Annotated in this window: 13 protein-coding genes; 2 read left to right on the forward strand and 11 right to left on the reverse strand. The window is 59.7% G+C overall.

All coding sequences use genetic code 11. The features are described 5' to 3' along the window. Window positions 1–49 precede the first annotated feature (49 nt). The 4 genes from OL236_RS09850 to OL236_RS09865 all read right to left on the reverse strand — a co-directional run bounded on the left by OL236_RS09850 (window position 50) and on the right by OL236_RS09865 (window position 3687). On the reverse strand, window positions 50–721 hold the full coding sequence (locus tag OL236_RS09850; RefSeq protein ID WP_265070469.1) for a vWA domain-containing protein: 672 nt from the start codon (window positions 719–721) through the stop codon (window positions 50–52). 151 nt (window positions 722–872) lie between these two features. Next, the gene (locus tag OL236_RS09855) at window positions 873–1496 is read right to left on the reverse strand and encodes a hypothetical protein (protein ID WP_265070470.1); all 624 of its coding nucleotides are present in this window, start codon (window positions 1494–1496) and stop codon (window positions 873–875) included. A 93-nt stretch (window positions 1497–1589) separates the two neighbouring features. Further along, window positions 1590–2927 carry an MATE family efflux transporter gene (locus OL236_RS09860; protein ID WP_265070471.1) on the reverse strand — a complete coding sequence of 446 codons (1338 nt, stop codon included), beginning with the start codon at window positions 2925–2927 and terminating at the stop codon, window positions 1590–1592. Between the two features lies 1 nt (window position 2928). Continuing rightward, window positions 2929–3687, reverse strand: coding sequence for a YdcF family protein (locus OL236_RS09865; protein WP_265070472.1), 759 nt, complete (start codon window positions 3685–3687; stop codon window positions 2929–2931). Between the two features lie 102 nt (window positions 3688–3789). On the opposite strand from OL236_RS09865, the gene OL236_RS09870 reads away from it, so the two are divergent. Next, window positions 3790–4134 carry a cupin domain-containing protein gene (locus OL236_RS09870; protein ID WP_006192779.1) on the forward strand — a complete coding sequence of 115 codons (345 nt, stop codon included), beginning with the start codon at window positions 3790–3792 and terminating at the stop codon, window positions 4132–4134. A gap of 117 nt (window positions 4135–4251) precedes the next feature. Here OL236_RS09870 and OL236_RS09875 read toward each other — a convergent pair whose 3' ends face one another. The 4 genes from OL236_RS09875 to OL236_RS09890 all read right to left on the reverse strand — a co-directional run bounded on the left by OL236_RS09875 (window position 4252) and on the right by OL236_RS09890 (window position 8951). Continuing rightward, complete coding sequence (locus OL236_RS09875) at window positions 4252–5184, reverse strand: NAD-dependent epimerase/dehydratase family protein (RefSeq protein ID WP_265070473.1); 933 nt, start codon at window positions 5182–5184, stop codon at window positions 4252–4254. Between the two features lie 77 nt (window positions 5185–5261). Further along, on the reverse strand, window positions 5262–6101 hold the full coding sequence (rfbD, locus tag OL236_RS09880) for a dTDP-4-dehydrorhamnose reductase (protein ID WP_265070474.1): 840 nt from the start codon (window positions 6099–6101) through the stop codon (window positions 5262–5264). A gap of 46 nt (window positions 6102–6147) precedes the next feature. Next, window positions 6148–7677: an aminotransferase class I/II-fold pyridoxal phosphate-dependent enzyme gene (locus OL236_RS09885; protein WP_265070475.1), complete on the reverse strand. Its 1530-nt coding sequence runs from the start codon at window positions 7675–7677 to the stop codon at window positions 6148–6150. After that, window positions 7674–8951, reverse strand: a complete 1278-nt coding sequence (locus OL236_RS09890; RefSeq protein ID WP_265070476.1) for a sensor histidine kinase — start codon at window positions 8949–8951, stop codon at window positions 7674–7676. The genes OL236_RS09885 and OL236_RS09890 overlap by 4 nt, the downstream gene beginning before the upstream one ends. Window positions 8952–9146: 195 nt before the next feature. On the opposite strand from OL236_RS09890, the gene OL236_RS09895 reads away from it, so the two are divergent. Continuing rightward, window positions 9147–9605, forward strand: a complete 459-nt coding sequence (locus OL236_RS09895; protein WP_265070477.1) for a nitrous oxide-stimulated promoter family protein — start codon at window positions 9147–9149, stop codon at window positions 9603–9605. Between the two features lie 10 nt (window positions 9606–9615). On the opposite strand, the gene OL236_RS09900 is transcribed toward OL236_RS09895, so the two are convergent. From OL236_RS09900 to OL236_RS09910, 3 genes are all read right to left on the reverse strand, one after another. Next, window positions 9616–9756, reverse strand: coding sequence for a YvrJ family protein (locus OL236_RS09900; protein WP_006192773.1), 141 nt, complete (start codon window positions 9754–9756; stop codon window positions 9616–9618). A gap of 188 nt (window positions 9757–9944) precedes the next feature. Continuing rightward, entirely contained in the window at window positions 9945–10793 is an 849-nt protein-coding gene (locus OL236_RS09905) for a fumarylacetoacetate hydrolase family protein (protein ID WP_265070478.1), read from the reverse strand. Between the two features lie 707 nt (window positions 10794–11500). Beyond that, entirely contained in the window at window positions 11501–12163 is a 663-nt protein-coding gene (locus OL236_RS09910) for a TatD family nuclease-associated radical SAM protein (protein ID WP_265070479.1), read from the reverse strand. Between the last annotated feature and the right edge of the window lie 66 nt (window positions 12164–12229).

Below are 12229 nucleotides of genomic sequence, written 5' to 3' on the forward strand. Positions count from 1 at the left end.
GGCATGGACAGATTTCGTCCATGCCTCTTACTATTTTCTTTGCTTTTCCTTACTTCTTCCCTCGTGCCTTTTTGCAATAATCAGCGATCGCCATGCTCCAGCCGGCGTCGATGCCGCCCGTCTTGATGAAGCTCGCGGTCATCGCGCCGAGCGAAACGAAGTTTTCACGCACGCCGCCCGCATCGCATGCGAACTCCACGGAATTTTCCCGGCGGATGCCGAGATCGCCCGCGACGGCGACAGCGTCCATGTTCGCGCCGAGGAAAACGAACTCCCAGCCGTGCTTTTTCTCCTGATGCCCGATGAGCTTCTTGACCTTCTTCGCTGTGTAGCGAACGCTTGAATTTTCAAGACCGTCGGTCGTGATGACGAACATCGTGCGCACGGGACGATCCTCTTCTCGCGCATACTTGTGAATGTTGCGGATGTGCTGGATCGAGCAGCCGATGGCGTCGAGAAGCGCCGTGCAGCCGCGCGTGAAGTATTCGCGTCCCGTCAGAGGCGCAACCTTCCCGACGGGCACGCGGTCGTGAATGACCTCGACCTCGTCGTCGAAGAGCACGGTGGAAACGAGGATGTCCGTGCTTTCTTCCTGCTGGCGGCGCAGCATGCCGTTGAAGCCGCCGATGGTGTCCGATTCCAAGCCAGACATCGAGCCGCTGCGGTCGAGGATGAACACGAGTTCCGTCCTGCCCTGCGCTGCTTTCTTTTCTTCCGTCATGATAAGCATCTCCTTTTTTTGCTGCAATGGTTTTCTCTTCTGTGAAATCATTGTAACAAGAAAAAGAAGCCTCAAGGTCGCGCGGCAGGCGACATCTGCGGTGCAGGGCCTACATGCGGACGCAGGGCAAACACCAGACCCGACATTCATCTCACGGCAGCGTTTCCATGCCCAATTCGTACAAGGCGTTGTTGACCTCGTCGAGGTCGCCGATGCCCTTCTCGACACAGAACTTCACGGCAAGATCGAGCCGGCTCGCCGAGGAGAATGCGTAGCCTGCGCTCGCCAAGAGATCCACGGCATCGTCAAGGGTGAGCTGCAGCACGATGATGAAGGCGTAGAGCGTCTTCGCCTTCGGTCGGTAGTCCTTGCGGCGCATCTTGGAAAAGAGCTTGCGGTCGACGCCCGCCTTCTGATAGACTTCGACTTCGTCCCGCCCACGCTCGCGTATCAGGCGCAGAAGCCGTTCAGAGCACGTTTCTTCCGCCTTGTTTAGCCGACTTTTCAGATTCGATAGGAAGGAGCCGAGCACCGCCCCAACGGCGGGAATCGGACGATCCTTTTTCAGCGGCTTGCCGTCAGGCGCATACCGCCTGCGCTCCTCTTCGCACGATTCCAATTCACACGGCATTTCCAGCATATGCGGCGCTTCACTCAGTGGCGCTTCATCCGGCGCCTCGCCTTCGGGGCGCCAGAAGCGATCAAGATAACGGCACAGCTCCTTGATCATGCCGCGATCGGCTGGCTTCGTGCTGATGCGATTCTCACGATCCATACGAACACTCCTCCTGCGTTGTTTGCCTATTTTCATGTTGTTTAGTTATATTTTAACATGAAGCCCTAGGAGGTCAAGCCGCAGCTGCTCGGCTCACCTCACTTCCTTCGGCAAGCGCCGAACTGTCATGACATACGCGATGGCGAGCGGTACGCATGAACCGAGCCAGGCCATGGGATTGCCTAGGCAGGCGCCGAGGAAACCGAGGGCGTCAACGAGCACGATGCCCGCCGTCGCGCGCATGATGAGCTCCATGACGCCGGCGACTGTCGGCACGATGGACTGTTCGAGTCCCTGCAGCGTGTAACGGAAGATGAAGAGCAGCGACAAGATCCAGTACGTCAGACCGTTGACGAGAAAATACGTCTGCCCGAGCCGAATCGCTTCCGCTTCGCCTGCGCCGACGAAAAGCTCCATCAGATACGGCCCTGCCGCGATGACGAATGCACCCGCCGCGAGACTGAAGCCGACGGACATCCGACAGCAAGCCTGCACGCCCGTGCGGATGCGGCTGAACTTGCCCGCACCGTAATTCTGCGCCGTATACGCTGCCATGGCCGCGCCGAACGACATCATCGGCATCATGGCGATCGTGTCGACCTTCTGCGCCGCCGCATACGCCGCGACGGGCACTGCCCCCAGACCATTCAGCGCGACCTGCAGGATCACAGCGCCGAAGGCGATGATCGTCGCTTGAAAGCCCATGGGCAGACCGATGGCGAGATGCATGCGCAAAAAGCTCCACGAGAGCCGCCAATCCTCGCGTCGCACATGAAGCTCAGGCACGCGCCTTGCGATGTAGACGAGAAAAATCCCCGTTGCAAGAGCCCACGAAACTACGGTTGCGAATGCCGCGCCCGGAATACCCCAGCCGAATGCGAGCAGAAAAAGCACTTCAAAGGCAATGTTGATGGCGATGCCGACCCCGATGATGACGGTTGGCATCTTGCTGTCGCCTAGGGCGCGCAGGATATTCGCCGCCATCAATGCGGCAGTGGCGAAGACCGCTCCGCCGCAGATAATCGAAAAAAACGCCGTCGCATCGTCCAGAAGTTCGGGCGGCGTGTTCATGAATTCGAGCAACGGGCGACAGCCGAAGAAGCCGACGACGCTCAAGAGGACGGCGATCGAGAAAGAGAGTACCGCGCATGCCGCCGCACTTTTTCTGACGCCTGCGGCGTCCTTCGCGCCGTAGCGCTGCCCCGTGCAGATGGCCAGCCCCGAGGTCAGACCGATGACGAAGCCGAGCATCAGAAACATCAGGCTGCCCGTGCAGCCGACGGCGGCCAGCGCTTCGATCCCGAGGAAGCGCCCGACGAGCAGCGTGTCGATGAAGGCGTAGAGCTGCTGCATGATATTGCCCGCGATGAGCGGCAGTGTGAAGAAGAGGAGGAGCTTCGCGGGGCTTCCCTCGGTCATATCTTTTGCCATGTCATTTCCCCAAGCAGTACGTGACGGCGGTGCGCAGACATTCCTGCAGCACGACGGCATTCGTATGCAGCGCATCCGCCGAAGGCGCGAGCTTCACAACGTGAAAGATCGGATGATGGCTGACCATGTAATCCGTCGGGTACGGCACGACCTCGATGCCGAGTTTCTCGTAGTTCAGGACGGAACGCTTCATGTGGAAGGCGCTCGTGACGAGGATTGGGCGCACGAGGCCGTTCTCCTTGAGGATCTTCGCCGTATAGGCCGCATTCTGCACCGTATTCTGGCTCGCGCCCTCAACGAGGATGCGGCTCTCGGGGATACCGAGGGAAACGAGCGTGCGCTTGGCGAGCAACGCTTCCTTGCCGCTCTCCTGGAACACCTGCCCGCCCGATACGAGGATCGGCAGGTCTAGCTTTTGTGCGAGCCGCACGGCGGTCAGAAGGCGCGTCGACGGGCTTGCCGTCAGCGCACCCTCGCCATCGACGTCGGGCGCATCGGAGAAAGCGCCGCCGCCGAGCATGATGACGACGTCTCCCTCGGGCTTCGCGGGCGGCGCGTAAGCGTCTTCGAGCGCACCCATGAGCACGTCGGCGACGAGATACGTCGACAGGAGGTAGAACACTGCGGTAATGAGCACAATCGCCTTCGCCGCGAAGCGCTCGCCCCTCTTCCATGCGAGATAAGCAAGGAAGAAAAAGGCGAGAAAAAAAATACCGGGCGGCAGAAAGAAGCTCGCACCGAATTTCAGAAATTGGATCATCGAACAATTTCCCTTTCTTGGAAAAAAGGATTCCGTGAAGAATCCGCGAATAAAAACAAATAAAGAAGCAGTAGAATAAAACGACAAAAAGGAGAGAACAGCATGGCAATTCTGCAAGGGAACATCGAAGTGCGCAAGAACGCCGCAGGCGGCAAGGGAGAAGTCAGCCTCGAGCACCTCTTGAGCAAGGAGCAGATGGGCGACAAGTGCTCGACCTTCGCGCGCGTCACGATCAAGCCCGGCTCGTCGCTCGGCTACCATCAGCACAAGGGAAACAGCGAGACATACTTCATCCTGCAGGGCAAGGGTGTCTACAACGACAACGGCACGGAGGTCGAAGTCGGCCCCGGAACGACGACCTTCTGTCCCGATGGCGAGTATCATGGCCTGTCGAACGAAAACGGCACGGAAGATCTCGTGTTCATGGCTCTGATCATCAATAGCTGAATATACTTCCAGGGAAGCGTTGATAAATTCAGCCGCTCATCTTCGCATGTCTGCGCGACTTCATTTCATCCGCGCTCTCTAAAAAAAGAACCTGCCAAGGCAGGTTCTTTTTTTTTACTAGCCCTCGCACTTGCCGCAAAAGTACTCGTATGTGCGCCGAAGCCCCTCGGCGAGCGTAGTGGCAGGCTGCCAATCGAGGCCGCGACGGGCGCGGCTGTTCGAAAGCATCGACTTGTAGATGTCTCCCTCGCGCTCCGCGCCGTACTTTGGGACAATCTCGCGCCCGCAGATCTCCGCGAGGAGCGATACGAGCTCGCGAAGGCTCGTCTCCGTCTGCGTCGAGAGGTTGTAGGCGGCATTCACTTCCTCGGTACGAAGCGCCGCCAAGATGCCCTCGGCGATGTCGCCCGCATAGACGAAGTCGCGCGTCTGCTCGCCATCGCCGTAGATCGTGATGTCACGCCCCTCGGCCACCGCCTTGGCGAAGATGCTGATGACGCCGCCCTCGCCGCCGTCGCCCTGGCGCTCGCCGTAGACGTTCGCAAAGCGCAGGACGACGTACTCCATGCCGTAAATCTTACGATACATCTCAAGGTACTTCTCCACCGAGAGCTTCGACAGGCCGTAGAACGACATCGGCTCCGTCGGCTGCGCTTCGCGCACGGGCAGGTCGTCCTCCTTCACGTCCCCATAGGCGGCGGCGGTCGAAGCGAAGATGACGCGCTTGACGTTCGCCGCACGTGCCGCTTCCAAGACCTGTACCGTTCCTAGGAGGTTCTCGCGCGTATCGAGAAGCGGATTTTTGATCGACGTATCGACCATCGTCTGCGCGGCAAGGTGGACGATGGCGTCGAAAGCTCCCGCCGCCACGACCTTCGGAAGCTCCTCATCCAAGATGTCCATCTCGACGAGCTTCGCTTCGGGCGGCAAATTCTCGGCAAGCCCCGTCGACAAATTGTCGAGCGCCGTCACTTTCTCGCCCTTCGCGAGAAGATGACGCACGAGATGCGAGCCGATGAAGCCCGCGCCGCCGGTCACCAGTATATTCAAATGCAGCACCTCCTAAACAAAATGCAGCCATGCCGCATGACTCAGCGAACCCATTATAGCCCACTCATGCGGATGCGTCAAATCAGCTCGACATACCGCGCGACAGCGTCGCGCCAATCGGGCAGACGAGAGAAGCCCGCATCATCGAGACATTTCTTCGACAGGCGCGAATTCTTGGGTCGCTTCGCCTTCGTCGGATATTCCTCCGTCTTGATCGCCTTCACGCGCGTCTTCTTTCCCGCACAGCGAAGAGCCTCCGCCGCAAGTTCCGCCCACGAGCATGTGCCCTCGTTCGTCGCATGGTAGACGCCGTACTTTCGCGTCACAATCATATCGGCGAGCAGACGCGCGAGGTCGCGCGTGTACGTCGGCGAGCCGATCTGGTCGCCGACGACGGAAAGCTCCTCGTGCGTTTCAGCAAGGCGCAGCATCGTCTTGATGAAGTTCTTGCCGTTTTCGCCGAAAACCCACGAGATGCGCACGATGAAGAGTTCTTCGAGCGCTTCTCGCGCCGCCTCTTCGCCGAGAAGCTTCGACTCGCCGTAGACGTTGCACGGCGCCTTCTCATCCTCTGGTTCGTAGAAGTCCTCGCCCGTGCCGGGAAATACATAGTCCGTGCTGATGTAGAGGAACTTCGCGCCGACCTCCTTCGCGAGATGCGCGAGTTCGCCCGTCGCCGCCGCATTCACCTCGCGGCAAAGCTCCGGCTCGTCCTCCGCCTTGTCCACTGCCGTATACGCCGCGCAGTGGATGATCGCCGTCGGCCGATACACCTCGACGAAGCGGCGCATTGCCGCGAAGTCCGTCAAGGAGAAGTCGCTCCTCGATGCGCCCCTCGCCTCGATGCCGCGCGCGAGAAGCTCGCGCATGACGTCGAAGCCCAGCTGTCCGCTCACGCCCGTGACAAGCACCTTCATAGAAGTCCCCTTTCCCTATAGCGAGCACGCCTAGCTCGCGGCGCACTCATTCCTCCTGCTCCACATCGTCCGCGACCACGCGCAGCGTCCGAAGCGATGTGTCCACCGCGCCCGTGACCTTGAGTCCCGCCGCCGCCATCGCCTCGATGTAGCGGCAGACCTCCGCCGTAAAGACCTCGCCCGTGCAGATCACAGGGATGCCCGGCGGGTAGAAGGCGATGGTCTCCGCCGCGATGCGCCCCGCCGCCTCGCGCAGGCGGCAGGGGACAGAGCGGCGATAGAACGCCTCGCGCGGTGGGATTGCCACAGGCGGCGCGGCGGGAAGGCGCACGACGGCCTGCGCTTTTCTGCCATCGGGCACAGCGGACGCGACTGCCGCCGCAGCGGGGGGCGCCACTTGCGCCGTCCGGCGCTGCGCCAAAGAGCGCAATGCCGCCAAAAGCCTTCCTGCACTTTCTGCCGTATCGGCATAGGTGAGGAGGAAGAGCACGTTTCGTGCATCGAAAAGCTCTGCCTCGATCTTGTGCTCATGGCGCAGGATATGCGCGGCTTCTGCGCCCGTCAGTCCGAGTCCCGTGACCGTCACCGTGAGCTTCAGCGGGTCGAGCGCGAATGCTCCCGCACCTCCCATGCGCTCTTCGCCAAAAGAGAAGAGTCCGGGCATCGCGTTCACCTCGCGCCTAAGTTTCCGCGCGAGCCCCACGGCGCGGGCAAGATGCGCCGCGCCCGCCTCTGCCATCTGCAGGCGAGCGATGTCGAGGGACGCCATCAGCAGGTAGTTCGGACTCGTCGATGTCAGAAGGCTCATCGCCCGCTGCACGCGCTCTTTTTCGATGCGCCCCTCGCGGAGCAGCAGGAGCGACGCCTGCGTCATCGCGCCGAGGAGCTTGTGCGTGCTCTGCGCGACGAGATCGGCGCCCGCCGCGATCGCCGACTCCGGCAAATCGTCGGAGAAAGCGAGATGCGCGCCGTGCGCCTCGTCGACGAGGAGTGCCATGCCCGCCTCGTGCACGATCTCGGCGATGGCACGCACGTCGGAGGCGACGCCGTAATACGTCGGCGAAACGAGCAGCAGCGCCTTCGCCTCAGGATGCAGACGGCACGCCTCGCGCACCGCCTCCGTACTAAGCCCGTGCGCTATGCCGAGCGCCTCGTCAACGACCGGCTCAATGTAGATGGGATGCGCATCGGAAAGCACGAGGCCACCGAAAACGGAGCGATGCACATTGCGCGGCACAAGCACGGCGTCGCCCGGCGAGAGCGCGGCCACAAGCATCGCATGGATCGCGCCCGTCGTGCCGTTGACGGCGAAAAAGGCCGCATCCGCTCCATAGAGCGCGGCGGCGAGATCCTGCGCCTCCTCGATGCAGCCCGTCGGCTCGTGCAGATCGTCAAGCTCCTCCATCAGAGAAACCTCTTCTCGAAGGCCTGCTTCCGTCACGAGTTCGCGCAAGAGCGCATGCGCCCCCAGCCCCTGCTTGTGTCCGGGCGTATGAAAGGCGAGAGCGCCCGCTTCCCCGTAAGCGCACATGGCGGCGGCGAGCGGCGCGCGTCTTTGTCTTTCGTCCGCCGTCACTTCTTCGCAGCCTTTTCGGGTGCAAGCACGTTCGGACGGAACGGCATGCGCAGATGGATGCACGTTCCCTTGCCGATCTCCGAGATGATGTTGAGTTCCGCGCCGATGATGGCGGCGCGCTCCCTCATGCCGAGGAGTCCGTACTGACCGTAAGCGTTCCTCGATATGGGATCGTTGACGTCGCGATCGTCGTCAAACTGCTCTTCCTCGCTCGGCACGGCATCCTCTTCTGCGTCGGGATCGAAGCCCCTGCCCTCATCCTTGACCGTGATGGCGAGCGCCGAAGCCGTGTAGAGAATACGCACCTCCGCCTTCTTGACGCCCGCATGGCGGCTGACGTTGTTCAGGGATTCCTGCACGATGCGGAAGATGCTGACCTCGGCATACTTCGCAAGCTTCTGCTCCTCGCCCTCCACGGCGATGGAAGCATCGAGCATGCCGCGCTCGCGCATCTTGCTGATGAGCTGGCGCAGCGCCGGCTCAAGACCAAGATCGTCGAGCGACATCGGGCGCATGTCGAAGATGATCTGGCGCATGTCCGTCAGGCAGCCGCGAATGTGCTGGCGAAGTTCCTGCAGGCCGCGCTTTGCCTCCTCGGGATCGCGGTCGACCATGCGCTCGATGATCGACGCTTGAAAGATGAGGTTCGCAATGTCCTGCGCCGGGCCGTCGTGCAGCTCACGCGAAACGCGCAGGCGCTCCTCCTCCTGCGCCTTGATGATTTGCGCACCGACGAACTTGCTCTTCTGCGCCTCCTCGATCTGCCAGACGACGCCGTTGATCTGATCGCTCAGATAGCTCAAGACCGAGCCGATGCAGATCGCCAGATGCTCCGCCGTCTTCAAGATTTCCTTCAAACCGTGCAGGCGAAGCTCCAAGGCGTCGCGCTGCGCACGAAGCTGACTCTCCTTCTCCCGCGCCACGCTCAGCTCGATCTGAATATCCTTGACCGACTCGTAATGCTCGCGTATGCGCTCCTCCGAATAATTGCCGAAGTCGCTGCTCGTCTCGGCTAGCTTCTTCTTCTCCCGCTGCTCGATTTCCGAAAGCTCGTCTACCTTCTCGATCGTCTGGCGTGTAAGTTCCCGCAGATCCTCAAGCGTGCGCCGGCTCGACTCGACCTCGCCGCGCGCCGCCTCGTAGATGCCGAAGATCTGCGTCTTATTCGTCTCGATCGTGCTGACTGTATTCTTGAGAATATTATCCAGCGACTTGGCGCTGAGCTTGTCGATCTGAGTGCGAGGAAACTCCGATCCGCTCTTCTCCTGCTCCATAAACATCGCCGCCCCCTTTTTCCACTAAAGATATTCATTTCATTATATACCAGACGCTGCCTCATATTCAAGGAGTTTGATGCAAACATCAGCGCATATAGCACAAATCGCTTGATTTTCCACCCTGTTGCCGTTAAACTAAGAAGAAGCGCTTTTCTATTCATCTACTATACAAAATCGCGAGGGAGATCAGATATGAGCATTTTTTCCAGATTCTTGCCCAAGAAGAAGCAGCCGGAAATCAAGAACAATATTCCAAAGGAAAAGGCGAACATCAAGAAGACGTTCGCCATCTACTGTCACAAGGAGCACGGCACGGAGGGCGACAAGCTGTGCCCCAAGTGCACGGCGCTCCTTGCCACCGTGCTGATGAAGATGAACCGCTGTCCCTACGGCATCACGAAGCCGATCTGCGACCGCTGCGAAAGCCCGTGCTTCTCGAAGAGTCAGAACATCGAATTCCGCAAGATCATGACGGCGAACCAGAAGAGCATGCTGCTGCGCCACCCGATCATGACGATCAAGCACAAACTCGCGAGCATGGGCGTCGACTACGCGCTCAAGGAACGCGCGAAGAAGGAGCAGCAGAAGGTCGAAGCAAAGGAGAAAGCGGTAAAGCGCCGTGAGGAAGCGCGCAGCAAAAAAAAGAAGTGAGGATCTCCCCTCACTTCTTCGCGATGATGCCCGAAAGCTCCCGCACGCTGTCGTTCAATGCTCCGAGCTTCCCCTCGATGCGCACGAGCAAAAAAGCCGTAACCGCCATCGGGAAGCCGTAGCTACCGAACGCCGCCAGAAGATCATTCATCTCATCACCCCCTCGCACGCATACATGCGGCGAGGGGGCTTTTTCATATCACTGCAGATGCGCGAATCCGCATCATTTACAAGTGACTGCATTGTGCAAAGCTCACCGACATGCCCGCGTTCCCAAGCGAGCGCATGCCGCCTCTCGCCTCTCGCTTGGGAGGTCTCAAGGATAAAACGGCGCTCCTTCTAGGCTATTCGATTCCGAAGCTCGCCGATGCCCTCGATCTTCACGACGACCTCGTCGCCCGCCTTGAGCCAGCGCCGCTCCTTCTCGGGCATACCGAAGATCACGCCGTGCGGTGTGCCCGTGAAGATGACATCGCCGGGAGCGAGCGTCATGCACTTCGAAATATAGCTGACGATGGCGGCGGGCGCGAAGATCATGTCCGCCGTCGTCCCGTCCTGGCGCATCTCGCCGTTAACGAACGTCTGAACGGCGAGATGCGAGACATCGATCTCAGCGGCGGGCACGATATAGGGGCCAAGCGGCGCGAAGCCGTCGGGCGTCTTGCCGAGCAGCCACTGCGAGGTGCGGCGCTGCAAGTCCCGCGCCGTGAAGTCGTTGCCCGCCGTATAGCCGAAGATGGCGGCGGCGGCCTCTTCCTCAGCTGCATCCTTGACCTTTTTCCCAATGATGATGACAAGCTCCGCCTCGTAGTCAAGCTCCTTCGCGCCCGTGGGCAGGCGCACCTCGCCGCCTGAAGCGTTGAGCGCATTGTTGAACTTGCTGAAGACCGCCGGATATTTGGGCGCCCCGAAGGGAACCTCCGCACGGTGGCTCGCGTAGTTCAGTCCGACGCAGAGAATCTTGCCTGGTGCCGTCACGGCGGGCGCAAAGCGCAGGCCGTGCGCCAAGGGCTTTGCGTGCTGCAGGACGCTTTCGATCTGCGGCCGAATCTTCTCCCAATCGGCAAAGATTTCCTGCCAACCCCAGCTATAGCCGACGGCGCTGACATCGACGGTCTTCTCTCCGTCGCTCGCACCGATATGCACGGTGCCGTCCTCAGCATAGAAATTCAAGAGTTTCACGATCATTTCCCCTTTCCTGCTTCCTATATACGACAGACTTCTTCCCGTTCCTGCAAAAAATATTTTAGAAAATTCAAAACCGATATTGTATTTTGTCTCCTCGCATGATATAATGAAGCCGTAAGGAGGAGAAAGGACGGGCAACGCCAGCGACGAGGACAAGCCTGCATGCAGGTCGGACTCCGCGGGCAGGGCAAGTGCCAGTCAGCCGAAACAGGCTCTTCTCAATATGGTTACACGAAAGGTGTGAGGTTTATTGAGGAATAAGCTTTTCCTTCTCCACCTGAGGGTTTCCGGCTAGGAAGTGCACACTTTGCATACGAATCCCGCAGCGGCGGACTGACGAACGGGCAGCGGCCCGGCAGCTCCGAGGGCATTGCGGAAAAAGGCACAACGTCGGAAACAGCGTGGAGAAGACCGTGGCAACTTTCACCTTGTCGATGCGTACGCGAGGGTCATTCAGTAGATTGCGCAGTCCCCAGATCGGAACCGAGATACCTGCCGAGCCCGGGATTTTGAACGATGACAAGTGATGCATCAAACTGTGATATTCCATCACAACCGTTCGATCGAACCGCTTCATACAGCATGGAGGCTTCATCGCGGAGCGCCATGCAAGACAATTGAATACGAAGGAAAAAGGGTATATGACGATCAAAAGATAAACCCGCCGAGAGAAGTCCCGTGAGACTCCTGCGGCGGGTTTATTGCTGTCAGCTTCCCTCATACGTGCGCACGCGCAAATCAAGCCCCCGCGCCTCACACAGTGCGCGGCACTTTGCAATTTCTTCCGCGCCTTCGACCTTTTCGACGATCGTCAGGACGACGTGCCCCGCATAAGCCTTCATCTTCTCAGCGAAAGCGAGCATCGCTTCGAAGGATTCGATGCCGAACTCGCTCCTCGTCAGCGCCAGATAGCGCTCGGCGTTCGACGCGTTGAGACTGATGGAGACGGTATCAAGGATGCCGCCCGCGAAGTCTGCCGCCGTGTCGCGGCCGTAGACGAGATCCGAGAGGCCGTTCGTATTGACGCGCGTCGGCAAGTCGGGATGCTGCGCCTTGACGAAGCGCAGCAGTTCGATGAGGTCGGCAAGGCGCATCGTCGGCTCGCCGAAGCCGCAGAAGACAACTTCCTTCACATAGTCCCAAGGCGCGGCGAGGAGAGCCGTCTTGACCTCTTCGACCGTCGGCTCTTTGCCGCCGAGCCACAGGCTCATGTCCTCGGGCATATCCTTCATCGTGCGCAGGCAGAAGGTACACGCGCACGGACATTCGTTCGTGATATTGACGTAAAGGCCGCGCTTCCCTTCAGGGCGGCGCTTGAGGCTTTCTTCGGGCAAGAGGTACTTGCCGTGATCGACCATGTAGACAAGCATAGATATTTTCCTTTCCAAAAGTGTGGGTGAATTCTACTCCGTAAAGTAAACAGCTGCCGCAAACGT

The sequence above is a fragment of the Selenomonas sputigena genome (assembly GCF_026015965.1).
In the GTDB taxonomy this organism is placed as follows: Bacteria; Bacillota; Negativicutes; order Selenomonadales; family Selenomonadaceae; genus Selenomonas.

Bases quoted from the DNA above. Each gene is read 5' to 3' on its own strand.
- OL236_RS09850 (WP_265070469.1), bottom strand. From the start codon at position 721: ATGACGGAAGAAAAGAAAGCAGCGCAGGGCAGGACGGAACTCGTGTTC.
- OL236_RS09855 (WP_265070470.1), bottom strand. From the start codon at position 1,496: ATGGATCGTGAGAATCGCATCAGCACGAAGCCAGCCGATCGCGGCATG.
- OL236_RS09860 (WP_265070471.1), bottom strand. From the start codon at position 2,927: ATGGCAAAAGATATGACCGAGGGAAGCCCCGCGAAGCTCCTCCTCTTC.
- OL236_RS09865 (WP_265070472.1), bottom strand. From the start codon at position 3,687: ATGATCCAATTTCTGAAATTCGGTGCGAGCTTCTTTCTGCCGCCCGGT.
- OL236_RS09870 (WP_006192779.1), top strand. From the start codon at position 3,790: ATGGCAATTCTGCAAGGGAACATCGAAGTGCGCAAGAACGCCGCAGGC.
- rfbD (WP_265070474.1), bottom strand. From the start codon at position 6,101: ATGAAGGTGCTTGTCACGGGCGTGAGCGGACAGCTGGGCTTCGACGTC.
- OL236_RS09890 (WP_265070476.1), bottom strand. From the start codon at position 8,951: ATGGAGCAGGAGAAGAGCGGATCGGAGTTTCCTCGCACTCAGATCGAC.
- OL236_RS09895 (WP_265070477.1), top strand. From the start codon at position 9,147: ATGAGCATTTTTTCCAGATTCTTGCCCAAGAAGAAGCAGCCGGAAATC.
- OL236_RS09900 (WP_006192773.1), bottom strand. From the start codon at position 9,756: ATGAATGATCTTCTGGCGGCGTTCGGTAGCTACGGCTTCCCGATGGCG.
- OL236_RS09905 (WP_265070478.1), bottom strand. From the start codon at position 10,793: ATGATCGTGAAACTCTTGAATTTCTATGCTGAGGACGGCACCGTGCAT.
- OL236_RS09910 (WP_265070479.1), bottom strand. From the start codon at position 12,163: ATGCTTGTCTACATGGTCGATCACGGCAAGTACCTCTTGCCCGAAGAA.